At 63.5% G+C, this 26,858-nt stretch carries 17 protein-coding genes and 3 pseudogenes; 17 read left to right on the top strand and 3 right to left on the bottom strand.

What is annotated here, in order from left to right; genetic code table 11:
- Positions 1-36: 36 nt before the first annotated feature.
- Complete coding sequence (gene aceF, locus KI241_RS02340; RefSeq protein WP_047736088.1) at positions 37-1,680, bottom strand: dihydrolipoyllysine-residue acetyltransferase; 1,644 nt, start codon at positions 1,678-1,680, stop codon at positions 37-39.
- Positions 1,681-1,691: 11 nt separating this feature from the next.
- Complete coding sequence (gene aceE / locus KI241_RS02345; RefSeq protein ID WP_123579431.1) at positions 1,692-4,337, bottom strand: pyruvate dehydrogenase (acetyl-transferring), homodimeric type; 2,646 nt, start codon at positions 4,335-4,337, stop codon at positions 1,692-1,694.
- A gap of 382 nt (positions 4,338-4,719) precedes the next feature.
- On the opposite strand from aceE, the gene glnE reads away from it, so the two are divergent.
- From glnE to KI241_RS02415, 15 genes and pseudogenes are all read left to right on the top strand, one after another.
- Complete coding sequence (gene glnE, locus KI241_RS02350) at positions 4,720-7,659, top strand: bifunctional [glutamate--ammonia ligase]-adenylyl-L-tyrosine phosphorylase/[glutamate--ammonia-ligase] adenylyltransferase (RefSeq protein ID WP_212803313.1); 2,940 nt, start codon at positions 4,720-4,722, stop codon at positions 7,657-7,659.
- 300 nt (positions 7,660-7,959) lie between these two features.
- Positions 7,960-8,994: a lipopolysaccharide heptosyltransferase II gene (waaF, locus tag KI241_RS02355; protein ID WP_042731221.1), complete on the top strand. Its 1,035-nt coding sequence runs from the start codon at positions 7,960-7,962 to the stop codon at positions 8,992-8,994.
- A 1-nt stretch (position 8,995) separates the two neighbouring features.
- Positions 8,996-10,054, top strand: a complete 1,059-nt coding sequence (gene waaC / locus KI241_RS02360) for a lipopolysaccharide heptosyltransferase I (RefSeq protein WP_212803314.1) — start codon at positions 8,996-8,998, stop codon at positions 10,052-10,054.
- Positions 10,054-11,178: a glycosyltransferase family 4 protein gene (locus KI241_RS02365; protein WP_042731223.1), complete on the top strand. Its 1,125-nt coding sequence runs from the start codon at positions 10,054-10,056 to the stop codon at positions 11,176-11,178. Before waaC ends, KI241_RS02365 begins: the two co-directional genes overlap by 1 nt.
- A complete protein-coding gene (gene rfaP / locus KI241_RS02370) occupies positions 11,175-11,981 on the top strand; it encodes a lipopolysaccharide core heptose(I) kinase RfaP (RefSeq protein ID WP_042731224.1) in 807 nt (268 codons plus the stop codon). The genes KI241_RS02365 and rfaP overlap by 4 nt, the downstream gene beginning before the upstream one ends.
- Positions 11,981-12,715, top strand: a complete 735-nt coding sequence (locus KI241_RS02375) for a lipopolysaccharide kinase InaA family protein (RefSeq protein WP_042731225.1) — start codon at positions 11,981-11,983, stop codon at positions 12,713-12,715. Before rfaP ends, KI241_RS02375 begins: the two co-directional genes overlap by 1 nt.
- Positions 12,712-13,464: a lipopolysaccharide kinase InaA family protein gene (locus KI241_RS02380; RefSeq protein ID WP_042731226.1), complete on the top strand. Its 753-nt coding sequence runs from the start codon at positions 12,712-12,714 to the stop codon at positions 13,462-13,464. Before KI241_RS02375 ends, KI241_RS02380 begins: the two co-directional genes overlap by 4 nt.
- Positions 13,464-14,923 (top strand): annotated as a pseudogene (locus tag KI241_RS02385) (lipopolysaccharide kinase InaA family protein). The gene KI241_RS02380 and the pseudogene KI241_RS02385 overlap by 1 nt, the downstream one beginning before the upstream one ends.
- Before the next feature lie 327 nt (positions 14,924-15,250).
- Positions 15,251-17,008, top strand: coding sequence for a carbamoyltransferase (locus tag KI241_RS02390; RefSeq protein WP_212803315.1), 1,758 nt, complete (start codon positions 15,251-15,253; stop codon positions 17,006-17,008).
- Positions 16,992-18,122 carry a glycosyltransferase gene (locus KI241_RS02395; RefSeq protein WP_212803316.1) on the top strand — a complete coding sequence of 377 codons (1,131 nt, stop codon included), beginning with the start codon at positions 16,992-16,994 and terminating at the stop codon, positions 18,120-18,122. The genes KI241_RS02390 and KI241_RS02395 overlap by 17 nt, the downstream gene beginning before the upstream one ends.
- Positions 18,122-19,018 carry an antimicrobial resistance protein Mig-14 gene (locus KI241_RS02400; protein WP_042731095.1) on the top strand — a complete coding sequence of 299 codons (897 nt, stop codon included), beginning with the start codon at positions 18,122-18,124 and terminating at the stop codon, positions 19,016-19,018. Before KI241_RS02395 ends, KI241_RS02400 begins: the two co-directional genes overlap by 1 nt.
- 8 nt (positions 19,019-19,026) lie before the next feature.
- Positions 19,027-20,430, top strand: a complete 1,404-nt coding sequence (locus tag KI241_RS02405) for a PIG-L family deacetylase (protein WP_042731098.1) — start codon at positions 19,027-19,029, stop codon at positions 20,428-20,430.
- Positions 20,431-20,514: 84 nt separating this feature from the next.
- Entirely contained in the window at positions 20,515-21,471 is a 957-nt protein-coding gene (locus tag KI241_RS02410) for a glycosyltransferase (protein WP_042731094.1), read from the top strand.
- 128 nt (positions 21,472-21,599) lie between these two features.
- Positions 21,600-21,843 (top strand): annotated as a pseudogene (locus KI241_RS27665) (glycosyltransferase family 2 protein); the annotation flags it as partial.
- 48 nt (positions 21,844-21,891) lie between these two features.
- Positions 21,892-22,995 (top strand): glycosyltransferase, encoded by a 1,104-nt coding sequence (locus KI241_RS02415; RefSeq protein WP_212803317.1) that lies wholly within the window; start codon positions 21,892-21,894, stop codon positions 22,993-22,995.
- Here the strand turns inward: KI241_RS02415 and KI241_RS02420 are convergent.
- Positions 22,981-23,586, bottom strand: a complete 606-nt coding sequence (locus KI241_RS02420; protein WP_042731092.1) for a toluene tolerance protein — start codon at positions 23,584-23,586, stop codon at positions 22,981-22,983. The genes KI241_RS02415 and KI241_RS02420 overlap by 15 nt on opposite strands.
- A gap of 107 nt (positions 23,587-23,693) precedes the next feature.
- On the opposite strand from KI241_RS02420, the pseudogene KI241_RS02425 reads away from it, so the two are divergent.
- Together KI241_RS02425 and msbA are read left to right on the top strand one after the other, a co-directional pair.
- A pseudogene (locus KI241_RS02425) lies at positions 23,694-24,865 on the top strand (O-antigen ligase family protein).
- A gap of 15 nt (positions 24,866-24,880) precedes the next feature.
- Positions 24,881-26,686 (top strand): lipid A export permease/ATP-binding protein MsbA, encoded by a 1,806-nt coding sequence (gene msbA, locus KI241_RS02430; RefSeq protein ID WP_042731090.1) that lies wholly within the window; start codon positions 24,881-24,883, stop codon positions 26,684-26,686.
- Positions 26,687-26,858: the final 172 nt, after the last annotated feature.

A 26,858-nucleotide genomic window follows, 5' to 3' on the forward strand; every position in this document is an offset into this window, starting at 1 on the left:
GCGAGTGGCCCTTCCCTGGGGAAGGGCCACTCGGCGTTACAGCAGGATGGTACGAATGTCGCCCAACAGATCGCTCAGACGCTTGGTGAAGCGTGCAGCAGCGGCACCGTTGATCACGCGGTGATCGTAGGACAGCGACAGCGGCAGCATCAGCTTCGGCTGGAAGGCCTTGCCGTCCCAGACCGGCTGGATGGTGGCCTTGGAAACACCCAGGATCGCCACTTCCGGCGCGTTGACGATCGGCGTGAAGCCGGTGCCGCCAATATGGCCGAGGCTGGAGATCGTGAAGCAGGCGCCCTGCATGTCGTCGGCGGTGAGCTTCTTGTTTCGGGCTTTTTCGGCCAGGGCAGCGGCTTCGCCAGCCAGTTGCAGCAGGCTCTTCTGGTCGACGTTGCGGATGACCGGTACCAGCAGGCCTTCCGGGGTGTCGACGGCGAAGCCGATGTGCACGTACTTCTTGCGGATCACAGCCTTGCCGCTTGGAGCCAGCGAACTGTTGAAGTCCGGCAGTTCCTTGAGCAGGTGCGCGCAAGCCTTGAGCAACAGGGGCAGCACGGTCAGCTTCACGCCGGCCTTTTCCGCCACGGCTTTCTGCGCCACGCGGAAAGCTTCCAGCTCGGTGATGTCGGCCTGGTCGAACTGGGTCACGTGCGGAATGTTCAGCCAGCTGCGGTGCAGGCTCGACGCGCCGATCTGCATCAGGCGGGTCATGGCTACTTCTTCGGTTTCGCCGAAGCGGCTGAAATCCACCGCCGGGATCGGCGGAATGCCCGCGCCACCCGAGGCGCCTTCGGCCGGTGCGTTCTTGGCCTTCTGCATCATGGCCTTGACGTACACCTGCACGTCTTCTTTCAGCACGCGGCCGTGTGGGCCGCTTGGGCTGACAGCCGACAGCTCGACGCCGAACTCACGGGCCAGTTGTCGCACTGCAGGGCCTGCGTGAACCTTGGCACCGCTTGGCGCAGGGGTCGCGGCAGGGGCCGGTGCTGGCGCAGCCTCGGCCTTAGCGGCAGGGGCGGCAGCGGGAGCGGCTTCGGCCTTGGCAGCCGGCGCGGCGGCTTGAGCAGGTGCTGGCGCGGCAGGAGCAGCAGCGCCGGCCACTTTCAGCTTCAGGATCAGGTCACCGGTTCCGACTTCGTCTTCCAGCTTGATCTCGACGCTCTCCACCACACCGGCGGCGGGCGATGGGATTTCCATGCTGGCTTTGTCGGATTCCAGGGTGATCAGCGACTGGTCGGCTTCGACGGTGTCGCCGACCTTGACCAGGACTTCGATGATCTTGGCCTTGCCCGACGAACCGATGTCCGGGACATGGATGTCCTGGACAGACGCTTCGGCTGGCGCGGCCGCCGGTGCTGGGGCTGCTTCGGCAGCCGGTGCGGCAGCAGGCTTTTCAGCGGCGGCCGGGGCCGCTGCCGGCGCGGCCGCTTCAGGCGCCGCGGCGGCGCCCTCGACTTCCAGCTCCAGCAGTTCGTCGCCTTCTTTCAGGCGATCGCCCAGCTTCACTTTCAGGCTCTTGATGACGCCGGCCTTCGGCGCAGGCACTTCCATGCTGGCCTTGTCCGACTCGAGCGTCAGGATGCTCTGGTCGGCTTCAATACGGTCGCCGACCTTCACAAACAGTTCGATTACTTCACCTTCACCGCTGCCGATGTCAGGTACGCGAATGAGTTCGCTCACGAAAATTCTCCTCAGCAGTCCAGTGGGTTGCGTTTTTCTGGATCGATGCCGAACTTGGCGATGGCTTCGGCCACCACTTTCGGTTCGATATCGCCGCGGTCAGCCAGGGCTTCCAAGGCTGCCAACACAACGAACTTACGGTCGACTTCGAAGAAGTGACGCAGCTTCTTGCGGCTGTCGCTACGGCCGAAACCGTCGGTGCCCAGCACTTTGAATTCCTTGGAAGGAACCCACTGGCGGATCTGCTCGGCGAACAGCTTCATGTAGTCGGTAGAGGCAATGACCGGACCCTTACGGCCGTTCAGGCACTCTTCGACATAGCTCAGCTTGGGCTTCTGGCCAGGGTGCAGACGATTGCTGCGCTCCACGGCCAGGCCGTCGCGACGCAGTTCGTTGAAGCTGGTGACGCTCCAGACATCGGCACCGATGTTGAATTCCTCGCGCAGGATCTTCGCTGCCTCACGCACTTCGCGCAGGATGGTGCCGGAGCCCATCAGCTGGACGTGGTGCGCGGCTTCGCGGGTGTCTTCCTCGAGCAGGTACATGCCCTTGACGATGCCTTCCTCCACGCCGGCCGGCATGGCTGGCTGCTGGTAGGACTCGTTCATCACGGTGATGTAGTAGAAGACGTCCTGTTGCTCTTCGGTCATCTTCTTCATGCCGTCCTGGATGATCACCGCCAGCTCGTAGCCGTAGGTTGGATCATAGGTGCGGCAGTTCGGGATGGTGCCGGCCAGCATGTGGCTGTGACCGTCTTCGTGCTGCAGGCCTTCACCGTTGAGGGTGGTACGGCCGGCGGTGCCGCCGATCAGGAAGCCACGGGTGCGGCTGTCGCCAGCGGCCCAGGCCAGGTCGCCGATCCGCTGGAAGCCGAACATCGAATAGAAGATGTAGAACGGCAGCATCGGCTGGTTGTGGCTGGAGTACGAGGTACCGGCGGCAATGAAGGAGCTCATGGCGCCCGCTTCGTTGATGCCTTCCTCGAGAATCTGGCCCTTCTTGTCCTCGCGGTAGAACATCACCTGGTCTTTATCGACTGGCTCGTAGAGCTGGCCGACGGACGAGTAGATGCCCAGTTGGCGGAACATGCCTTCCATACCGAAGGTACGGGCTTCGTCCGGGATGATCGGGACGATGCGCGAGCCGATTTCCTTGTCCTTGACCAGTTGCGCGAGGATCCGCACGAAGGCCATGGTGGTGGAGATTTCACGGTCGCCCGAGCCGTCCAGGATCGCCTTGAGGGTGTCCAGTGGCGGGGTCGGGACGCTGAAGCTCTTGGCGCGACGCTGTGGCACGAAACCACCCAGCGCGGCACGGCGCTCGGCCAGGTAACGGGCTTCGGCGCTGCCTTCTTCAGGTTTGAAGAACGGCAGGTTTTCCAGCTCGCTGTCCTTGACCGGGATGTCGAAGCGGTCGCGGAACAGCTTCAGGCTATCGACATCGACCTTCTTGGTGTTGTGCGCGGTGTTCTTCGCTTCGCCGGCGCCGGTGCCATAACCCTTGATGGTCTTGGCCAGGATGACGGTCGGCTGCTCTTTGTGGTTGACCGCTTCGTGGTACGCCGCGTAGACCTTGTACGGGTCGTGGCCGCCACGGTTGAGTTTCCAGATCTCGTCGTCGGACAGATCGGCAACCATCGCCTTGAGTTCAGGCGTGTTGAAGAAGTGCTCACGGACGAACGCGCCGTCCTTGGCCTTGTAGTTCTGGTACTCGCCGTCGATGACTTCGTCCATGCGGCGTTGCAGGATGCCGTCGACGTCCTTGGCCAGCAGTGGGTCCCAGAAACGGCCCCAGATGACTTTGTTGACGTTCCACTGGGCACCACGGAACACGCCTTCGAGTTCCTGGATGATCTTGCCGTTGCCGCGAACCGGGCCGTCGAGGCGCTGCAGGTTGCAGTTGATGACGAAGATCAGGTTGTCCAGCTTCTCGCGGCCGGCCAGGGAGATCGCGCCCAGGGATTCCGGCTCGTCGCACTCGCCGTCGCCCATGAAGCACCAGACTTTCTGCTTGCCCGGCTCGATGAAGCCACGGGCTTCCAGGTACTTCATGAAACGTGCCTGGTAGATCGCCTGGATCGGGCCCAGGCCCATGGAAACGGTCGGGAACTGCCAGAAGTCAGGCATCAGCCAAGGGTGCGGGTACGAGGACAGGCCGTTGCCGTCCACTTCCTGGCGGAAGTTGTTCATCTGGTCTTCGGAGATACGGCCTTCCATGAACGCACGGGCGTAGACGCCGGGCGATGCGTGACCCTGGAAGTAGATCAGGTCGCCGCCGTGTTCATCGGTCGGGGCCTGGAAGAAATAGTTGAAGCCGATGTCATACAGCGTCGCGCTGGAAGCGAAGCTGGAGATGTGACCGCCCAGGTCAGAATCTTTCAGGTTGGTGCGCATGACCATGGCCAACGCGTTCCAACGTACCAGCGAGCGAATGCGGCGTTCCATGAACAGGTCGCCAGGCATGCGTGCTTCGTGGGTCACGGGGATCGTGTTGCGGTACGGCGTGGTGATGGCGTAGGGCAGTTGCGAGCCGCTGCGGGTCGCGAGTTCACCCATACGGGTCATCAGATAATGAGCACGGTCTTCGCCTTCTTTGTCGAGAACCGATTCCAGGGCGTCCAGCCATTCCTGGGTTTCGACGGGATCGAGGTCTTGCATGGCTTGCTCCAGGGCGGAAAGGCTACCAGAATCGGTTGCCTGAGTTTGCGACTGGCCTTGTGGGCAGACGATATAAATTCTTGGATTGCCGAAGGTAGATTCGACGGCGTGTAGTTTTACTACAAATCGTTGGCCGTTTCAGCTTTTCGAATGTATAGACGAGTAGTAAAACTACACAAGAGCGGCTTATGGCCCCTCGTTTCGTTGTGAGAATAATCGTTACTGTTGGTCTTTACCCAACTCGAACAGGTAAAAACTTGATGTCGGCTGCCAATAAAATCAGATTTTCAGCTATTTATCATCTTTGTTCGACAGTCGATCAGGTAGTGGTTTTTGAAAAAACACTACATCCAGCCTTCCCCGCGCCGATCAAGGATAGACCATGAGCCTGCCCTCGCTTGCCGAAGTACCGGTCATTCTCCAGTCATTGGTCAGTCGGGCCGAGGAGTCGTTCCGTGCGGCGGTCGCTTCGCTCGACGACGACCACGGCCTGTCGAGCTGGACGCCGCAGCACTGGGAGGCATTCCGGCGCGTCGCTGCCGCCAGTGACTTTGTCATCGAGCAAAGTGTGCGTGACCCGGCGATGCTGTTGGCGCTGGTGCGCAGCGGCGAGCTGGACCGCGGCTTCGCCCCCGGCGAGATGCGTGCGCAGATTGGTGCCGCGGTCCAGGCTGCCGAGACCGAAGACGAACTGGGCCGCGTCCTGCGTCGCCAGCGCACGCGCCAGCAGGTGCGGATCATCTGGCGCGACCTGACCCGCCAGGCCGACCTGGTGCAAACCTGCCGCGATCTCTCCGACATGGCCGATACCTGCATCGACGAGGCCTACCATTGGTTGTACCAGCGCCTCGCCCAGCAGTTCGGCACCCCCACCGGGCGGCGCAGCGGCGAGCCGCAGCAGATGGTCATTCTCGGCATGGGCAAGCTGGGGGCGGTGGAGCTGAACCTGTCGTCGGACATCGACCTTATCTTTGCCTACCCGGAGGGGGGCGAAACCGTCGGCGTCAAGCGGCCGCTGGATAACCAGGAGTTCTTCATCCGGGTCGGCCAGCGCCTGATCAAGGCCCTGGACCCGATCACCGTCGACGGTTTCGTGTTCCGCGTGGACATGCGCCTGCGTCCTTATGGTTCGGCCGGCGCACTGGTGCTGAGCTTCAATGCCCTGGAGCAGTATTACCAGGACCAGGGGCGCGACTGGGAACGCTACGCCATGATCAAGGCGCGCGTGGTCGCGGGTGATCAGGTGGCCGGTGCGCAGTTGCTCGACATGCTGCGTCCGTTCGTTTATCGCCGTTACCTGGACTTTTCCGCCATCGAAGCGCTGCGCACCACGAAGCAGTTGATCCAGCAGGAAGTGCGGCGCAAGGGCATGGCCGACAACATCAAGCTCGGGGCGGGCGGGATTCGCGAGGTGGAGTTCATCGCCCAGGCGTTCCAGCTGATCCACGGCGGTCGCGACCTGAGCCTGCAGCAGCGCCCGCTGCTCAAAGTGCTGGGCACTCTCGAAGGCCAGGGGTATCTGCCGACCAAGGTGGTCGACGAACTGCGCCAGGGTTATGAATTCCTGCGTTATACCGAGCACGCGATCCAGGCCATCGGCGATCGCCAGACCCAGATGCTGCCGGACAGCCCGCAGGACCAGGCGCGGATTGCCTTCATGCTGGGGTTTGCGCACTGGCCGGCGTTCCATGAGCGGTTGATGTATTGGCGCGAGCGGGTGGCCTGGCACTTCGGCCAGGTCATTGCTGACCCCGACGAAGACGAGGGCAGTGAGAGCGAAGTGGTGGTGGGCGGCGAATGGCTGCCGTTGTGGGAAGACAGCCAGGATGAGGAGGCGGCCTGCCGCCAGTTGGAGGCGGGCGGTTTCAGCGATGCGGCCAAGGCCCTCAAGGCCCTGGCTGTCTTGCGCGGCAGCCCGCAATTGCGAGCGATGCAACGCCTGGGGCGCGAGCGTCTGGACGCCTTCATTCCGCGCTTGCTGGCCCAGGCGGTGGAGCATGCCAACCCGGACCTGGTGCTGGAGCGCGTATTGCCGCTGGTCGAAGCGGTGGCGCGCCGCTCGGCTTACCTGGTGCTGTTGACGGAAAACCCCGGCGCCCTGCGGCGCTTGCTGACCTTGTGCGCGGCGAGCCCGTGGATCGCCGAGCAGATCACGCGTTTTCCTTTATTACTCGATGAGCTGCTCAACGAGGGGCGCTTGTTCAAGCCGCCGCTGGCGCCGGAGCTGGCCGCCGAGTTGCGCGAGCGCCTGACACGAATTCCCGAGGATGATCTTGAACAGCAGATGGAGGCGCTGCGGCATTTCAAGCTGGCGCACCGCCTGCGGGTGGCTGCATCGGAAATCGCCGGCAGCCTGCCGCTGATGAAAGTCAGCGACTACCTGACCTGGCTGGCCGAGGCGATTCTCGAACAAGTGCTGGCCCTGGCCTGGCGCCAGACGACCGCCAAGCATGGCGTGCCGTTGCGCACCGACGGCAGCTTGTGCGATCCGGGCTTCATCATTGTCGGTTATGGGAAAGTCGGCGGCCTTGAATTGGGGCATGGTTCCGACCTGGACCTGGTCTTCATCCATGACGGCGATCCGCAGGCCGAAACCGACGGGCCGAAGCCGATCGATGGCGCCCAGTTCTTCACCCGGCTTGGCCAGCGGATCATTCACTTGCTGACGGCCCAGACCAACTCCGGGCAGCTCTATGAAGTGGACATGCGCCTGCGTCCGTCCGGGGCGTCGGGGTTACTGGTCAGCTCCCTCGGGGCGTTTGCCCGTTATCAGGAAAATGAAGCCTGGACATGGGAGCATCAGGCACTGGTGCGGGCCCGGGTGCTGGTGGGCAGCCAGGACGTGGGCCTGGGATTTGAAAATGTCCGCGCCCAGGTCCTGGGGCGCAAGCGTGACTTGTCGATGTTGCGCCAGGAGGTCAGCGAGATGCGCGCCAAGATGCGCGATAACCTCGGCAGCAAGGCCACCGCTGCCGGAACCGCGGCAAATGCCTTCGAGGCCACGGCGCCGTTCGACCTCAAGCAGGACGCCGGAGGTATCGTCGATATTGAATTTATGGTGCAATACGCGGCCCTGGCGTGGTCCGAGGAACACCCGTCGTTGCTGCGCTACACCGATAACATCCGCATTCTGGAAGGGTTGCAGGAGGTCGGGTTGATGCCGGCCGAAGACGCCACCTTGTTGCGCGAGGCCTACAAAGCCTACCGCTCCGCCGCCCACCGCCAGGCCCTGCAGAAAGAGGCCGGGGTGATTGCAGGCGACCAGTTCGTGGATGAACGCCGGCAGGTGCTGCGGATCTGGCGGACGTTGGGGTTGAATTGAGTACTGATTGATGTGGGAGCGCGCTTGCTCGCGAAGGCGGAGTGTCAGGCGAAGTAGAGGCTGCATGTGCCAGCCTCTTCGCGGGCAAGCCCGCTCCCACAGTTGGATTGGCGGTGCTTCACCGCACTTGAGGCGAATGAAGACCCCTTGTGGGAGCGGGCTTGCTCGCGAAAGCGCAGTGTCAGGCAAAATAGATGTTGGATGTGCCGGCCCTTTCGCGAGCAAGCCCGCTCCCACAGTGGATTGCAGTGTCTTTAGGCGGGGAGGCGTAGGCCTCCCCGTAGCGTTTTTGGAAACCACATGAATATTCTGATCGTTGGGCCCAGTTGGGTCGGTGACATGGTGATGGCGCAGACACTGTTCCAGTGCCTGAAGCAGCGCCACCCGCAGTGCGAAATCGACGTCCTGGCCCCCGAGTGGAGTCGGCCGATCCTGGAGCGCATGCCACAGGTACGCAAGGCCTTGAGCTTCCCGCTCGGCCACGGCGCGCTGGAGCTGGCGACCCGGCGGCGCATCGGCAAGTCCCTGGCCGGCCAGTACGACCAGGCGATCCTGCTGCCCAACTCGTTGAAGTCGGCGCTGGTGCCATTCTTTGCCGGCATCCCCAAGCGCACCGGCTGGCGCGGCGAGTTCCGCTACGGCTTGCTCAATGACGTGCGCACGCTGGACAAAGAGCGTTATCCGCTGATGATCGAGCGCTTCATGGCCCTGGCCTACGAGCGCGGGGCCGAGTTGCCCACGCCGTATCCGCGCCCCAGCCTGGCCATTGACCCGGTGAGTCGCGCGCAAGCCCTGGCCAAGTTCGGCCTGAGCCTGGACCGCCCGGTGCTGGCCCTGTGTCCGGGCGCCGAATTCGGCGAGTCCAAGCGCTGGCCGGCCGAGCACTACGCCCAGGTCGCCGAGGCGAAGATTCGGGAAGGCTGGCAGGTCTGGCTGTTCGGCTCGAAAAAGGATCATCCGGTGGGCGAGGACATCCGTTCGCGGCTGATCCCGGGGCTGCGCGAAGAGTCGGTGAACCTCAGCGGCGACACGTCCCTGGCCGAAGCCATCGACCTGCTGTCCTGTGCCGATTCGGTGGTCTCCAACGACTCCGGCCTGATGCACGTGGCCGCGGCCTTGAATCGCCCGTTGGTGGCGGTCTACGGCTCCACCTCGCCGGGCTTCACCCCGCCGCTGGCCGACCAGGTCGAAATCGTGCGCCTGGGCCTGGAATGCAGCCCATGCTTTGACCGCACCTGCCGCTTCGGGCACTACAACTGCCTGCGCCAGCTCATGCCGCAGTCGGTGAACGAGGCCCTGGAGCGTTTGCAGGGCACACCCGTGGAGGTCGAGTAACTTGCGGGTATTGCTGATCAAGACCTCCTCGCTGGGGGATGTGGTCCACACGTTGCCAGCCCTGACCGATGCGGCGCGGGCGATTCCCGGGATCAAGTTCGATTGGGTGGTGGAAGAAGGCTTCGCCGAGATCCCGACCTGGCACCCGGCCGTGGGCAAGGTCATCGCGGTGGCGATCCGTCGCTGGCGCAAGAACCTCTGGCAAACGATCAAGAGCGGCGAGTGGCGATGCTTCAAGCAGAGCCTGCGCGCCGAAAAGTACGACCTGGTCATCGACGCCCAGGGCCTGTTGAAAAGTGCCTGGCTGACCCGTTACGTCAAGGCGCCGGTCGCCGGCCTGGACAAGGATTCGGCCCGCGAGCCCATCGCCGCGCGCTTCTACGATCGCCGCCTGGCGGTGGCCCGCGGTCAGCATGCGGTGGAGCGCGTGCGCCAGTTGTTCGCCGTGGCGCTGGGGTATGATTTGCCCCGGACCCAGGGCAGCTACGGCCTGAATGTCGATCGCCTGGTTGAATTGCCGCGCAAGTACCCTTATGTGGTGTTCCTGCACGGCACGACCTGGGAATCCAAGCACTGGCCCGAGCTGTATTGGCGTCAGCTCACCGAGCGCATGGGGCAGTTCGGCGTTGTGGTGAAGCTGCCGTGGGGCAACCCGTTGGAGAAGGCCCGGGCCGAGCGTATCGCCAAGGGCCTGCGCAATGTCGAAGTGTTGCCGAAGCTGAATCTGGGTGGCATGGGCAAGGTGCTTGCCGGCGCCCAGGCCTGCGTGGCAGTGGACACCGGTCTCGGGCACCTGGCTGCGGCCCTGGACGTGCCGACGATTTCGCTGCTGGGCCCCACCAACCCGATTCTGACCGGCGCCTATGGCAAGGGCCAGGTTCACCTCGCCAGCGATTTTCCCTGTGCACCCTGCATGCAGAAGCAGTGCACTTACCCGCCGACCGCCGAAGATGCCCGTCGGTTTGACCTGAAACGCGAGCAGCCCCTGTGCTTCACGCGTCTGAACCCCGAGCGTGTGGCCAGCCACCTGAGCACGTTATTGGCTGAGGAGCCGCGCTGATGCAATTGGCTTTTGTCCTTTACAAGTATTTCCCGTTCGGAGGCTTGCAGCGTGACTTCATGCGCATCGCCCTGGAATGCCAGCGGCGAGGTCACCAGATCCGCGTCTACACGCTGATCTGGGAGGGCGACGTCCCGCCGGGTTTCGAAGTGCTGGTGGCGCCGGTCAAGGCGTTGTTCAACCACCGGCGCAACGAAAAACTCAGTGCGTGGATGGAGGCCGACCTGGCCAAGCGCCCGGTGGACCGCTTGATCGGTTTCAACAAGATGCCCGGCCTGGACGTGTATTACGCCGCCGATGGCTGCTTCGAAGACAAGGCGCAGAACCTGCGCAATTCCCTGTATCGGCGTTGGGGCCGTTACCGGCATTTCGCCGAATACGAACGGGCGGTGTTCGCCAGGGACGCCAGGACCGAAGTGCTGATGATCTCCGAAGTCCAGCAGCCGTTGTTCATCAAGCACTACGGCACGCCATTGGAGCGCTTCCACTTGCTGCCGCCGGGCATCGCCCAGGACCGCCGCCGGCCCGCCGATGCCGATGAGATCCGCGCCGCGTTCAGGGCCGAGTTCGAGTTGGCCGATGATGAGCTGCTGCTGGTGCAGATCGGTTCCGGATTCAAGACCAAGGGCGTGGACCGCAGCCTCAAGGCCCTGGCCGCGTTGCCTGCCGAGTTGAGAAAACGGACCCGGCTGTTTGTAATCGGCCAGGACGACCCCAAGGTATTTCAATTGCAGAGTGCCGCGCTGGGGCTCGGTGACAACGTACGGTTCCTCAAGGGCCGTAGCGACATCCCGCGTTTCCTGCTCGGGGCCGACCTGTTGATCCATCCTGCGTACAACGAAAACACCGGTACCGTGCTGCTCGAAGCGTTGGTGGCCGGGTTGCCGGTGCTGGTCAGCGCGGTGTGCGGGTACGCCCATTACATCGCCGAGGCCGACAGCGGCCTGGTGCTGGACGAGCCGTTCGAACAGGCGCAGCTCACCGAATACCTGGGGCGTATGCTCAGCGATGCCGACGCCCGGGCGGCGTGGAGCCGCAATGGCCTGGCCTTCGCCGAGACGGCTGACCTCTACAGCATGCCGCAGCACGCGGCCGATGTGATATTGGCGGAGCAAGCGCAATGAAACTGATGCTGGCCGAACCGTTCAAGCGCCTGTGGGCCGGGCGCGATGCGTTCGTCGAAGTCGAGGCGCTCCAGGGCGAGGTCTATCGTGAACTCGAAGCCCGGCGCACCTTGCGCACGGAGGTGGACGGCCACGGTTTTTTCGTCAAGATCCACCGTGGCATTGGCTGGGGCGAGATCTTCAAGAACCTGCTCACCGCCAAGTTGCCAGTGCTCGGTGCGGGGCAGGAGTGGGCCGCGATCCAGCGCCTGCAGGAAGTCGGCGTACCGACCATGACGGCCGTCGCCTACGGCGAGAAGGGCCGCAACCCGGCTGACCAGCACTCGTTCATCGTCACCGAAGAACTGGCGCCGACGATCAGCCTCGAAGATTTCAGCATCGACTGGGTCAAGCAGCCGCCGCAACCGGCCCTCAAGCGTGCCCTGATTGCCGAAGTGGCGCGCATGACCGGCATGATGCACCGCGCCGGGGTCAACCACCGGGACTGCTACATCTGCCACTTCCTGTTGCACACCGACAAGCCGGTGACCGCCCAGGACTTCAAACTCTCGGTAATCGACCTGCACCGTGCCCAGACCCGCGCGGCGATCACCCGACGCTGGCGCAACAAGGACCTGGCCGCGCTGTATTTCTCGGCGCTGGACATCGGCCTGACCCGCCGCGACAAGCTGCGCTTTCTCAAGGGCTATTTCCAGCAGCCACTGCGCGAGATCCTCACGCAGGAGGCGGCCCTGCTGAGCTGGCTCGAAGGCAAGGCCAACAAGCTCTATGCCCGTAAGCAGCGGTATGGGGACGCGCTCTGATGTCGGGTTGGAAACTGGAACCTTCCTATGCCGAGCTGGCGCAGGACTTCGGCAGCCTCGACGCGGTGTTTGCCTTGCAAGGGGAGCGGCTGACCCGCGACCCGCTGTCGGAAGTGATCCGGGTGCAACGCAATGGCGTGAACTATTACGTCAAGCGCTACGTCGGGGCTGGCAAGGGCTTGCGTCGTTACCTGGGCAAGCCACGGGTCAAGTCCGAATGGCAGAACCTCAAGCGTTTCGCCAAGTGGGGGATTCCCACCGCCGAAATCGTGGGCTGGGGCCTGGAGCGACATGGCGCCACTTACGCCCGCGGTGCGATGATTACCCGCGAACTGCCCCACACCGAGGACCTCTCGGCGCTGGCCGAGCGGCATGATCCGCGGCTGGGCGACCGTGCCTGGGTCGACGGCGTGAGCCGGCAACTGGCCGCCTATACGCGGACCATGCACGATCATCGCTTTACCCACAACGACCTGAAGTGGCGCAACCTGCTGATCGATGACCGCTCGCGGCTGTTCCTGATCGACTGTCCGAACGGCGATTTCTGGCGCGGCTTCTGGCTCAAGTACCGTATCACCAAGGACCTGGCCTGCCTGGACAAAGTGGCCAAGTATCATCTGTCGGCGACCCAGCGGCTGCGCTTTTACCTGCAGTACCGCCAGCGTGACCGGCTCGACGCGTGCGACAAGAAGCGCATTCGTCACGTGGTGAGATTTTTCGAGGGGCGTGAATGACTGATTTCCTGGCCGCTGAAGACCGTGCGCTGCTGCAGCGTCACGGCCTGGACAGCTTTGATGCGCTTTGGGCGCGGCAACTGGACGCGGTGGACGAACCCAACACCTCGGGCGAGGGCTGGAGCAGCGTGTTCCGGCTGGACCTGGAGGGCCAGGGGTATTACCTCAAGCGTCAGAACAACTACCTGACGCGCACGCTGTCGCACCCGTTTGGCGAGCCGAGTTTCTCCCGGGAGTTTCGCAATATCAGTCGTTATCGCGAGTTGGGAATCCCGGCGTTGCAGGCGGTGTTCTACGGTCAGCGCAAGGTTGACGGCCAAGTGCGGGCGATCCTGCTGACGAGGGCCCTGGACGGCTGGGATGACCTGGATTCTCTCTTGCAACGCTGGCCGAGCCTCACGGCAGCGCAGCGCACCACCATCCTGCAGGCTTGCGGCCAATTGGCGCGGCGCCTGCACGGCATGCGCCAGGTGCATGGCTGCTTCTACCCCAAGCACATCTTCCTGCAAGCCACCGCCAGCGGCTATCAGGCGCAACTGATCGACCTGGAAAAGACCCGGCCGCTGCTGTTCGGCCTGCGCGATCGGGTCAAGGACCTCGAACCCTTGCTGCGGCGCGCGTCCGTCTGGAATGAAGGCGAAGTTCGCCAGTTGCTGTCCACTTACCTGGATCAGCCCCAGGACGCCGCGCTGGTGGACAATTGGTTGACCCGCCTGACCGCCCGGCGCAGCCACAAGGAAACCCGCTGATGCAGTTGTCCGAATTGAAGAGCGCCGGTCGCCGCCCAGCCCTGCCTTTGAGCCTGGAACTGGCCGATGCCGCCGGCCCGGCGCAATTGCAGTTGCTGTCGTTGTTGCGGGTGTTGCCGGGGCAGCGTTACGTCGGCGCCGGTATCTGGCGCGGTCGGCCGGTGCTGGCCAAGCTGCTGGTGGGCAGCAAGGCGCCCCGGCACTTCCAGCGGGAACTGCAAGGCGTGCGCTTGTTGGCCGAGCAGGGGTTGACGACGCCGTTGTTGTTGGCCGATGGCCTGAAGGACGGCGAGGGCGGCTGGCTGCTGTTCGAATTGCTCGAAGGCGCCGAGAGCCTGGGGACGCCTGGAAACAGGTCGAGCCACTGCCCTTGCTGGCCGACGAGCAGGCGACGGTACTGGCCGAGGCCCTGGGTGCGATTGCGCAACTGCACGGCAAAGGGCTGTGGCAGGAAGACCTGCACCTGGACAACCTGCTGCGCCACGGCGGCCAGCTCTACCTGATCGATGGCGCCGGCATCCGTGCCGAAACGCCCGGGCAGCCGTTGTCTCGGCAAAAAGTGCTGGAGAACCTGGGGGTGTTCTTCGCCCAGTTGCCCAAGTCCCTCGAACCGTTCACCGAAGAGCTGTTGGTGCATTACCTGCTGGGCAACGCCGAACACGCGCTGCCCATGGAAGCGCTGCAAAAACAGATCGACAAGGTGCAGGCCTGGCGCCTGAAAGACTTCCTGGACAAGGTCGGGCGGGAATGCAGCCTGTTCAGTGTGCAACGCGGGCCCTTCGGCCTGCGGGCGATCCGGCGAGACGAAGAGGCGGCGATGCTGCCGGTGTTGGAGCGTGCGGACGCCTTGCTTGACCAGGGCCACCTGTACAAGACCGGTGGGGCGGCGAGTGTCGGCCGGGTCGAGGTGGATGGTCGGGCCCTGGTGATCAAGCGCTACAACATCAAGAACTTTGCCCATTGGCTCAAGCGCTTCTGGCGCCCCAGCCGGGCCTGGCATTCCTGGCGCGAAGGCCATCGACTGGCGTTCCTCGGCATCGCCACGCCCAAGCCCCTGGCATTGCTGGAGAAGCGTTTCCTGTGGCTGCGCCGGGGCGCTTACCTGGTGACCGAGCACCTGTCGGGACCAGACATCATCGAACGCTTAGCGCCGTACATCGACAACGGCGACGCGCCCGAGCCCGAGCTGCTGGCGCTGGACCAGTTGTTCGCCAGCCTGATCCGCGAGCGCATCAGCCACGGTGACCTCAAGGGGCATAACCTGTTCTGGCAGCACGACCGCTGGGCCCTGATCGACCTCGACTCGATGTGCCAGCACCGCACCCACGCCAGCTTCGCCCAGGCCTATGCCCGCGACCGCGCCCGCTTCATGCGCAATTGGCCGCAGGACAGTGCGTTGCATCGGCTGATCGACCAGCGGTTGCCGCAGACGATCGATAGCAACTCGCCCGTCCTGTAAACCAATGAACCGGCCGGCGAGCCCGTGGCGAGGGAGCTTGCTCCCGCTGGGTTGCGCAGCAGCCCCAAAGCCCGTCGGCACGGTGCGCCAGAAAAAACTGGGCAGACTCTACGACTGCTGCGCACCCTAGCGGGAGCAAGCTCCCTCGCCACGGATGCGACGCTTAGCCAGCTCAATAGGCTGGATGGACGCCTGCCATTCACCGCTAGAGGCTTACCGGCGCTTTTACGCTATAATCCCGCCCTTTAGCTGCCCTACGCCCCGGCGAGCGGCACATTCATTTTTCGCGGCGCTTGTCGCCCGTATGCAGAAAAGAGGCTAGACCCTGTGGCATTGACGATTCTTGGCCTGTCCGGCGCCCTTAGCCATGATCCTTCCGCAGCGCTGTACATCGACGGCAAGCTGATCGCGGCGGCCGAGGAAGAGCGCTTCGTACGCGATAAACATGCAAAGAACCGCATGCCCTACGAGTCGGCGAAGTTCTGTCTGGAACAGGCCGGTATCAAACCGTCCGACGTCGATGTGGTGGCGATCCCCTTCGCCCCGATCAGCCTGTTCGGCGAAGCGCGCTGGCACTACGCCAAACGCTACTGGTACGCCCCGGACCGTGCCCTCGACGCGATCCTGATGGGTAACCGTCGCTACAAGCGCTATCGCCGCAAGATCGTCTGGTGCCTGGAGCAACTGGGCTTCGATCCGAAAAAGATCAAGATCGAGCCGGTCGAGCACCACCTGGCCCACGCTTCCAGCGCCTACCACTGCTCGGGTTTCCAGGAAAAAACCGCGATCCTGGGCATCGACGGCAAAGGCGAATACGCAACCACGTTCTTCGGCTACGGCGAAAACGGCAAGATCCACAAGATCAAGGAATTCTACGACCCGGATTCCCTCGGCGGCCTGTATGGCGCGATCACCGAATTCCTGGGCTTTGAAATGCTCGACGGTGAGTTCAAGGTCATGGGCATGGCGCCGTATGGCGACGCCACCAAGTACGATTTCTCGCGCCTGGCCTCGTTCGAGAACGGCGAGCTGGTGATCAACACCGACTACGCCAACGTGATCGGCCTGCGCCGCTATAAAGAGAAGGGCAAGGGCTTCTACTTCTCGCCGAAGCTGATCGAATGGCTCGGCCCGAAACGTGAAGGCGACATCGCCGACGAGCCATATATTCACTACGCTGCCAGCATGCAGGCGCTGTTCGAGAAGCTTGCGCTGCAGATGATCGACCACTACTTGGGCGACGTGCTCAAGGAAACCGGCAAGCTGGCGTTCGCTGGCGGTTGCGCGCTGAACGTCAAGCTCAACCAGAAGATCATCGCCCGCGACGACGTCAAGGAACTGTTCGTGCAACCGGCTTCCGGCGACGCCGGCACCGCGGTGGGCGCGGCGGCCTACGTGTCCCATGCCCGTGGCGTGCCGGTGGAGAAGATGGAACACGTCTACCTCGGCCCGGCCTACAGCAACGAAGACGTGATCGCCGCGTGCGCTCGTCATCCGAGCAAGCCGGCATGGCGCAAGATCGACAATACCCCGGAGCGCATCGCCAAGATCATGGTCGACGGCAACCCGGTGGCCTGGTTCCAGGGGCGCATGGAGTTCGGTCCTCGGGCCTTGGGCGGTCGTTCGATCATCGGTTGCCCAAGCGCCAGCGGCGTGGCCGACCGGATCAACGAGCAGATCAAGTTCCGCGAGCGCTGGAGGCCTTTCTGCCCGTCGATGCTCGACACCGTTGCACCGCAGATGATCAAGGTCGACCACCCGGCGCCGTTCATGACCTTCACATTCGAAGTGGCCGAGGAATGGAAAACCCGCGTGCCGGAAGTCGTCCATGAAGACGGCACTTCCCGGGCCCAGGTGCTCAAGCGCGAATACAACCCGCGCTACTACGACATGATGAAGGCCCTGGAAGTGCTGACCGGCAACGGCGTGTCCCTGAACACCTCGCTCAACCGTCGTGGCGAGCCGATGATCTGCTCGCCGACCGATGCATTGAACATGTTTTATGGTTCCGACCTGCAGTACCTGATCATGGAAGACATTCTGGTGGTCAAAGACGGCGTGGACGCTTATGACACGCTCGGCTGAGCGACATGTGCTGCAGTTCTGCCACGGCTATGACGGGCCGTTCCTCGACTGTGCCCGTCAATACGCCAGCTTGTTCGCCGGCACCGGCTATCGCGTGACCACGGTGTTCCTGACGGGGGCGGCGGATGCACAGGTCGCCGCCGGTTGCGCCTCGGACGAGGTGCTGTTCATGGAGTACAGCTCCAGCGCTGTTCGCGGCCTGAAGCTGGGCGCCATCGCCGACCTGCGCAAGATCGCCGCGTCGCGCAATTTCAGTTTCTGCATTGCCCATCGCTTCAAACCCATTTACATCGCCCTACTGGGCACCCGCCTGCCGGTGATCGGCGTGCACCACGCCTTTGGTGACTACCAGCGGCGTACCCGCCGGCTGTTCGCCCATCTTTTCCGCAAGCGCCTGAGTCTGCTCGGGGTTTCCGATGCGGTGCGTGACGACATGCGTCGCTGCTTGCCGGCATGGCCGGCGGCCCGGATCCAGACCCTCTACAACCGCATCGACCTTCAAGCCTCACAGGCAGCCCTGCTTGCCCGGGATGACGCGCGGCAGACCCTGGGGCTGGACAAGGACGCCTGGATTGTCGGCAACGTCGGTCGCCTGCACCCGGACAAGGACCAGGCTACGTTGCTGCGTGGCTTTGCCGCCGCGCTGGCGTATCTGCCGGCCAACAGCCAGTTGGCGATCCTCGGCAAGGGCCGCCTGGAGCAGGACCTCCGGGCGCTGGCGCTGGAGTTGGGCATTGCCGACCGCGTGCTGCTGCTTGGTCAGGTGCCCGAGGCGCGGCGTTATTTCCGTGCGTTCGATGTGTTTGCCCTGAGTTCCGACCATGAGCCATTCGGCATGGTGCTGCTCGAAGCCATGGCCGCCGGCGTTCCGCTGCTGGCCACCGCGTGCGGCGGTGCGAAGGAAGTGGTCGAAGGCGTGGGCATCCTGTTCCCGTTGGGCGATGCCGGGCACATGGCCCAGGGGCTGCAACACCTGGCGGCCATGGACGAGCACCAGCGTCGCCAGTGTGCCGAGTTGATGTTCGACCGTTTGCGCGAACGCTTTTCGGACCGCGCCGTACGCGACACCTTCTGGCGCTTGCCTCAAGTCATCGAACTGGCGCCGAGGGCCTGATGCTCAACCGATTCCAAGGCTGGCGCGAGCGCGGCTGGACGGCTGTAGACGCGTCGATCTACGCCCAGGCCTGGCACCGTTACGGCGGCAGCGTCGCCACTCATCCACTCGTGGTCGAACGCCTGGCAGGCCTGGCCGGGATTGCCGTGCGCTACCTGGCCTACGAACACGATGGCGACCTCAAGGCGGCCATTGCGACCTGGGGGCAAGACCTGGCGTTGTCCAAGGACGTGCTCAAGCGCAACGGCAAAAAGGGCCTGTTCGACCTGGGCAACGCCGAGCTGATTCTGCCGGCGGCCCCTGATGCCCAGGCGCCCCTGCGCCATCGCGCGCGCTATTTGTCGGCGCTCAATGAGGGCCGCTTCAGTGGCTTGAAGTTGCAGTCGGAACAGCTGGCCATGGCGCGCACGCCGGAAGAGCTGTCCAAGAAATTTCGCTACAACCAGCGCCGTGAGCTGCGTCTGCTGGAAGAGGCGGGCGGTGTGGTACGACCTGTCGAAGCGTTTTCCAGTGCGGACCTGGCCTCGATCTATTGCGATCTGTTCCTGCGTCGCTGGGGCTTTGCGGCCACCGGGGCCGAGCGCATGGGCGAGGTGATCGAGTTATTGCGCGAGTGGCTGATCGGTTCGGTGATTTTCCTCAATGATGCGCCGATCGCCATTCAACTGGTGTACCGCGTGGAAGCACCCGAGTGGATCAGCGTCGAGTACATCAACGGTGGCGTCGATCCGCAGACCCGTGAATTCAGCCCCGGCAGCGTATTGAGCTTCCTCAACACCCAAAGTGCCTGGGAACATGCCCGGGCCGCGGGCAAGCCGTTGCGTTTTTCCTTCGGCCGCGCGGACCGCGAATACAAGGATCGCTGGTGCAACCCTGTGCCGGTCTTTACCGTATGAACCCACCGATGAGTCGCAAGCAGCAGTTGCTCAAGCGTCACCGCCGCAACAAGCGCGTGGGGTTGCTGCTTGCCCTGATGGTGCTGGTCCTGCTTGGCGTGCTGGTGGCCTGGTGGTTGCCGCTGGTGCTGGCGGTGCTGGGCTGGGTCGCCCATGAGGCCTGGTTCGCCGACCATCTGTTCTACTCGCCCAAGGACGACTACCAGTACAACTTCCCGCCGTTCACCCAGCAACCGAAGGTGCACCTGAACGCCGGTCGGCTTCGGCTGGATGACGGGGTTATCCTGGATGATGGCGCGACGCTGGTCCTCGGCTTGCAGGTCAAGAGTGCTTGGCTGGGGCGGTTTTTCGACCCGGTCGTCGAACTGTCGGGCGGCGACTGCCCGGATCGGCAAACGTTCGAGCGCGGCGTCAACGGCCTGCGCTACCTGAACCTCAGCGAGCAGGGCCCTGCGCTGTCCCGCGGCGAGTTGCGCCTGCGCGGGCGTTTCTGCCGCTTGCTGGGCGAACCGACGCTCTGGTCGTTCACGCCGCCCGAATTGAAGCACCGGCGTGTCATGGTCATCGCCCCTCATGCCGACGATGCGGAGCTGGCGGCCTATGGGTTGTACAGCCGGGCCGACGAAGCCTGGATCGTGACGTTGACCGCCGGCGAAATCGAAGCCGAGCATTATCAGCAGATGGGGCTGGACCGTGTCGAGGCGGCGCGGCTCAAGGGGCGCCTGCGGGCCTGGGATAGCATCGCCGTGCCGCGCTGGGCCGGGGTACCGCAAGAGCACTGCGTGCAATTGGGTTACTTCTGCCTGCAACTGGCGGCCATGCAGGCCGCGCCGAGCCAGCCCCAGGGGTCTCGTGAGGCAGACCTGAGCGATACGCGGCCGTTGCGCCAGCTCAACCCTGTTGTCCTGCCCGGCGATACCGACGGTGCACCGACCTGGAACAACCTGCTGGCCGACTTGCGCGCGTTGTTGCTGATGGCGCGGCCCGAGGTCATTGTGTTGCCGCACCCGACCCTGGACCCACACCCCGACCATCTCTGCGCCCATCATGCCGTCCGGCAAGCCCTTGAAGGCCTGGAGTGGCAGCCCGGCACCGTGTTGGGCTACGCCAATCACCTGCATGACAATGATCGCTGGCCCATGGGCGATGCCGGTAGCGGCATTGCATTGCCGCCGTGTTTCGAGTCAGCCGGGCCAATGGAACCGGTCAGCCTGCCGTTGGCGCTGGCCGACCAGCGCGACAAGGCCATGGCGCTGGGCATGATGCATGACCTGCAGCCACGCGCGCCGTTCAAGCGCCGCCTGCGTCGTGGCATCCAACGCCTGTTGGCGGGGCGCAAGGGCTCCGTGTATGGCGAGAACGAATTCTTTCGCAAGGCTGTGCGTCGCCATGAACTGTTCTGGCGACTGTAAGGGCCCAACGCGGGGTGCCCGTGCGCGATGGCGCGCCGGTGTCCCCGGTCATCCATCAAGTCGTTCGCTGCCGCAAGGAAGACGATGAAAGTTCTATTTCTGGTGCAGAAAGAGCAGCGGGCCATCCTGGACCGACTCTACGAAGGCGTGGCCGCTCATTGCGAGTGTGACCTGCGCTGGCTCGACAGCCAGGAGCAACGCAACCTGCGCAAATACTTCCGCCACCACGTGGAGGTGTCGCGCTATGACCGGATCGTGTTTTTCCTGCGCTTCAAGCAGGAAATCCGCCAGGTCGCCTTCATCCGCACGATCCCTAACCTGGTGATCCTCGAACACGACGCCTACCAGAACTACATCCCGTGCAAGTACACCGGCAAGTTCAGTGCGCATTACCGGCAACTGCCCTGGGTGCGGGTGATCAGTTCCGGCTTCATGGTCGCCGAACGCTTGCGTGGCGAAGGCTTCGACGCGGTGTTCGTGCCCAAGGGCTACGATCAGGCGTTGTTGCAGGACCGGGGCCGGGAGCGGGATATCGAGCTGGCCTTCGTCGGCAGCACCAACAGCGTCGCCTACAGTGGCCGCAAGGCGCTGCTTGATGAGCTGGGACGCGTCGAGCCGTTGGTGGTGACCCGGACCAAATCCGGCGAGGAGTACTGCGAGACCCTCAATCGCATCCGCTTTTTCGTCAGTGCCGATGTCGGCATGGGCGAGTTCATGATCAAGAACTTCGAGGCCATGGCCTGTGGCTGCGTGCTGCTGGCCTTTGACCAGGGCGCCGACGAGGCGCGCGCGCTGGGGTTACAAGACATGCACAACGTGGTCTTGTACAAGGACATCCCGCAGCTCCAGGAAAAGCTCGCCCGGCTGCGCGCCGATCCCGAGTTGGCGCAACGCGTGGCGCGCAATGGCCAGCAGTTGGCGCTGGACCAGTTCAGTTTTGCCCGCATAGGCCAGAAAATCGTTGAAACAATGGAGCCGCCCCTGCGGCCTCGTGCACCCTTGAGCATGCTGGCAAAATGGCGCCTGCGGCTGGGCATTTGAGGGTGCCCGTTCTGTCATCCGGTTCGGGGCCCGCTCGTCCAGCCACGGGCGGCTTGTCTCGCTGTTCGCCGATCTGCGGCCAGCTCCAATGGCCGGGCTTGTTCTTCAGCCGGGACCTGCGGTGGAAGGAAGATCGGCGTTGCGCCCCCTTTGCCGGCTTCGTCGGCGAAAAGCCTGCCCACTTCGCTATGTGCAGCCGAACTTGACGGCGGTCATGCTGGAAGGGGATGCTGTTTTACACACCGGATTCGGGGTTCACGTGGAGTGCCCGCGGAGCGTCAATGCAAGGCACATCGCCAGCGCCGCGAGCAAGTCAAGCTGTCCCTGGTTCTCTTGCTCGGAGTCTGCATTGGCTGGCTTATCAATTACTGAACGCTGCAAAGCTCGAATACCGGTCCGTGATAAAGGGTTTCCGGCTTGATGAGCATTATCAATGTCATGTGGGCGGGCGGCGCGCCGTTCGCTTCGGTACACAAGGTTCATCATCAGATCCTTTCGCGAATGGAGCCGGCGATGCCTGTCAAGACCTGGCTCTTGCAGGGGTCGGCAGCGGCCTGCCAGGTCGACGTCGGCCCGGCGCGTGAATGGAGGCTGACCTCTGCGCGGCTCAAGGGCCGCCATATCTGGCGCCTGTTCAAACCCCTGATGCACAGCCGTTTCCGCCAGGCATTGCTCGACAGCGATGCCCGGGTGGTGTTGCTCGACGGGGTGGGCGTGGCCCGGGCGCTGTTGCCGGTTCTCAAGGACATGTCGCAGATCCGTGTGGTGGTGATCTTCCACGGTGCGACGCGCCTGAGCATCGCGGCCCGGGAGCTGCTGCGCGGGTTCCCGGTTTCGCGCCTGACCCTGGCGGCGGTCTCCGAGACCCTGGCGACGTCGCTCCAGCAAACGTTGGGCATCCCGGTGACGGCGCTGCGCAGCGCCTTCGACCCGGCGGCCTTCCGGTCCGCGCTCCTGTCGCGCGAAGAGGCACGTGCTCGGCTGGGGTTGCCTGGCACCGGAGGGCGGGTGTTCGGTGCGGTGGGGCGGTTGGTGAGCAACAAAGGGTTCGCCAGCCTGCTCGAGGCCTTTGGCCGGGCGGCGGCCGACCATCCGGACTGGCGCCTGGTCATCGTTGGCGAAGGTCCCCGGCGCCCTGCGCTACAAGCGCGGATGGCCCAGCCGGACCTGGCTGGCAAGGTCTTGCTGACCGGGCATCTGGAAGACGTCGCCAGGCTCTACAAGGCCTTTGATTGGGTGCTGATCCCGTCCCTGGACGAGGGCCTCGGTCTGATTCTCCAGGAGGCGGTGCTGGCCGGCACGCCGGTTTTGGCCAGCGAACTGGCTGTTTTCCGGGAGCAGTTGGGCGACACCGGCTGGTATGCGCCGATCAACGACGAGGGCGGGTGGAGCGAGGCGATCACCCGGGCTGCGCAGGTTCCGGTCGATAAGGTCGCGGCGGCCCAATACCAGGCCCTGGCGCCAGAGGAGGCCTGGCTGAGTTTCAGCCAGACGGCCCGGCAATTGATCTCAGGCGGCCAATAGGGCGTTTTCCAATGCCTGCATTGGAAAGCTCCCGTTCAGGTTCTCTCGGGCAATATAACGCGCGAAATGCTGCAAGTTGCGCCGCGCCAGGTAGCGAGGCAACGGCGAGCGCAGGAAGCGCATGTCAGCCACGTCGATCAATCCCCATTCGTTTTCAGGCGTCACGACGATGTTGCCCAGGTGCAGCGAGCGAAAGTAGATGCCACTGGTGTGCAGGCGGCGGATCAACTCGACCAGCGCCGGCAGCGCTTGTTGCCAGTTGAAATTTTCCTGGTTCGACAATTGCCGCAGGGTTTTGCCGGGCAAGGGCCGGTACAGCACGGCCGTCATGCCGGGCTTGTCCAGAGTGTAGGAGGCCAGCACCTGAAGTGTCGGCACGCCGAGTTTTTGCAGGCGCACGGCGTTATTGATGAATCGCGTTGAATACGGCCGTAAAAGAGCCGAAGAAAAAAGCCGCTTGCGGCGGAACAATTTGAGAATATTCCCATCCTGCAGCAGATAGACTTTTGGGCCGTAGCTGTCGGCCTCCAGAATGCTGGCGCCTTCAATCAATTGATTCAAAGCGGCTTGGGGAAGCCGTGAGGATTGCATCGTAGGGAAACCTTGTTGATAGAACCGGTGCCGTGGCGGGCCATGATGCCCAAAAGTTCACGTTTTAACCATGCCGGTTTGGCCGGCGGACCGTTTAGGAGCGATAGATGCACACAACACGTTGGGCTCAGGGATGGCTGGCCCTTGGCTTGTTATGGTTTTTGCTGGCGATAGCCCTGGCACCGACCAATAAAGTCTATCAACAGGGGTTGGTTGCGTTCGTCTGGTTGCCGGCGATCGTCTTCGCCTGGCCGGCCCGTCACCGGTTGTTGGAGGTGTGGCGCGCGCAGCGCCTGATGTACACGGCATTGCTGGGATTGATGGCCTGGGCGTTGATCAGCCTGGCTTGGTCCGAGGCGGCGGAGCCGGTGCGGGAAGTCAAACGGTTGCTCTATATCCTGGTGTTCCTGTTGTTCTTCCCGATTCTTGCCGATGGCCGGCCTGAGCGAGTGATGCGTCTGATGCAATGGGGGGCGTGGGGCTTGCGCTGACGGCCTTGATGGCCATCGTCCAGTTCTACGGTATCAAGCACAATCCATGGAATACCCGTCTGGAAGGGTTGGGGGAGTTGTCCCATCCGATCCTGGGCGGCTACGTGATCGGTTTGACGGCAGTCTGGATGCTCCACTGGGTGCCTCGGCGTATCGGGCTGCAGGTGCTGTGGGTAGTGGCCCTGGCTTTGCTCGGGGTGTTCGTGGTGATGAGCCAGAGCCGTGGTGCGGCGCTGGCGTTGCTGCTCAGCGTCCTGGCCATGCCGATCTACTGCCGTGACCAGCGCGCCCGGGTGATCGCGGCGGCAACCCTGGTGCTGGCAATGTTCACCTTCTGGCTGCTCGAGCCGCTGGTGATGGCGCGCGGCGCTTCCTATCGGCCCGAGATCTTCATGTCGAGCCTGCACATGATCGCTGAACACCCATGGGGTGGGCTGGGAGCGGGGGCGGACTACCGGGTGCTCAGCAACGGCATGACATTCGATCACGCCCATAACCTGTTCAGTCATATCGCCATCCTGCTCGGTTTGCCTGGGCTGCTGTTGTGGTGCATCGTCTGGTTCGCCGTGCTGCGTGAAGCCTGGCGAACCCGGGACAGCCTGCTGGGCCGGGGCGTGCTTGGCATGTGGGTGTTCTCGTTCCTGGCGATGCAATTCGATGCCTCGAGCCTCACCGGAACGCCACGCGCCGAATGGTTCATCAGCTGGCTGCCGATCGGCCTGGCCGGCGTTTTGACCTGGGCGCGGGCCAAGTCCGGCGGCTGTGATAAAATTCCGCGTTCTTCCTAACCAGTGAGCTCGACGATGAGTGACGCACCGCCCAAAGCGGAACAGGATTCCAGCCTGAAGATCTATTTTCGGCTGCTGGGATACGTCAAACCCTACGCGGGCATTTTCCTGCTGAGTATCGTGGGTTTCGTGATATTTGCTTCCACCCAGCCCATGCTGGCCGGGATCCTCAAATATTTCGTCGACGGCTTGAGCAACCCCGATGCGGTGCTCTTCCCTAACGTGCCCTACCTCAAGGACCTGAAACTGTTGATGGCGGTGCCGCTGCTGATCATCCTGATCGCGGCGTGGCAGGGCCTGGGGTCGTTCCTGGGCAACTACTACCTGGCCAGGGTGTCCCTGGGGCTGGTCCACGACTTGCGGGTCGAGTTGTTCAACAAGTTGCTGGTGTTGCCCAACCGCTATTTCGACACCCATAACTCGGGGCACCTGATTTCCCGCATCACGTTCAACGTGACGATGGTCACCGGGGCCGCCACCGACGCCATCAAGGTGGTGATTCGTGAAGGCCTCACCGTGGTGTTTCTCTTCATGTACCTCGTGTGGATGAACTGGAAACTGACGCTGGTGATGCTGGCGATCCTGCCGCTGATCGCGGTCATGGTCAGCAGCACCAGCAAGAAGTTTCGCAAGCAAAGCAAGAAGATCCAGGTGGCCATGGGCGACGTGACCCATGTCGCGTCCGAGACCATCCAGGGCTATCGCGTGGTGCGCAGCTTCGGTGGCGAGGCCTACGAGCAAGAACGCTTTGCCCGTGCCAGCCAGGGCAATACCGATAAGCAGTTGCGCATGACCCGCACCGGCGCGGTCTATACGCCGATGCTGCAACTGGTGATCTACACCGCCATGGCGGCGCTGATGTTCCTGGTGCTGTTCCTGCGCGGCGACGCCACGGCCGGTGACCTGGTGGCCTACATCACCGCCGCCGGCCTGCTGCCCAAGCCGATTCGCCAGCTCTCGGAAGTCAGCTCCACCATCCAGAAAGGCGTGGCCGGTGCCGAGAGCATCTTCGAGCAACTGGACGTCGAGCCGGAAATCGATTCCGGTACGGTCGAGCAGGAGCGTGTCAGCGGTCGCCTGGACGTGCGCAACCTGAGCTTCACCTACCCCGGTGCCGACCGTGAGGTGCTCAAGGACATCAGCTTCACTGCCGCCCCTGGGCAGATGATTGCGCTGGTGGGCCGTTCGGGCAGCGGCAAGTCGACCCTGGCGAGCCTGATCCCGCGTTTCTACCACCACGAGGTCGGCCAGATCCTGCTCGACGACGTGGAGATCGAAGACTATCGCCTGCGCAACCTGCGTCGGCACGTCGCCCAGGTGACCCAGCATGTCACGCTGTTCAACGACACGGTGGCCAACAACATCGCCTACGGCGACCTGGCGGGAGCGCCCCGGGCGGACATTGAAAAAGCCGCCGAGGATGCCTATGCGATGGACTTCATCGCCCAGTTGCCCAATGGCCTGGACACCGAAGTGGGTGAAAACGGCGTGCTGCTGTCGGGCGGCCAGCGCCAGCGCCTGGCGATTGCCCGGGCCCTGCTCAAGAATGCGCCGCTGCTGATTCTCGACGAGGCGACGTCGGCGCTGGATACCGAGTCCGAGCGGCATATCCAGGCCGCGTTGGACCAGGTGATGAAAGGCCGTACGACCCTGGTCATCGCGCACCGGCTGTCGACCATCGAGAAGGCCGACATGATCCTGGTGATGGACCAGGGCCGCATTGTCGAGCGCGGCACCCACGGCGAACTGCTGGCCCAGAACGGCTACTACGCGCGTCTTCACGCCATGGGGCTGGATGCGCCAGCCCATAATATTGCCTGACCCTCAGGCCCGCCCCGGTGCCGATGTCGGTTGGCACCGGCCCACGGTGTAAGGGCGGGCTTGCCCCCTCGGGTTTGTATCGAAGCCGTTACCAGGCTTGACCAAACCACCATAAAACGGCGACCCGCGCTTGGTAAGGTTTTGCCCACAGAACTTTCCTGAACGCACTTCA

Origin of the sequence: Pseudomonas sp. Cab53, from assembly GCF_018325965.1 — a bacterium.
GTDB classification, from domain to species: domain Bacteria; phylum Pseudomonadota; class Gammaproteobacteria; order Pseudomonadales; family Pseudomonadaceae; genus Aquipseudomonas; species Aquipseudomonas chlororaphis_E.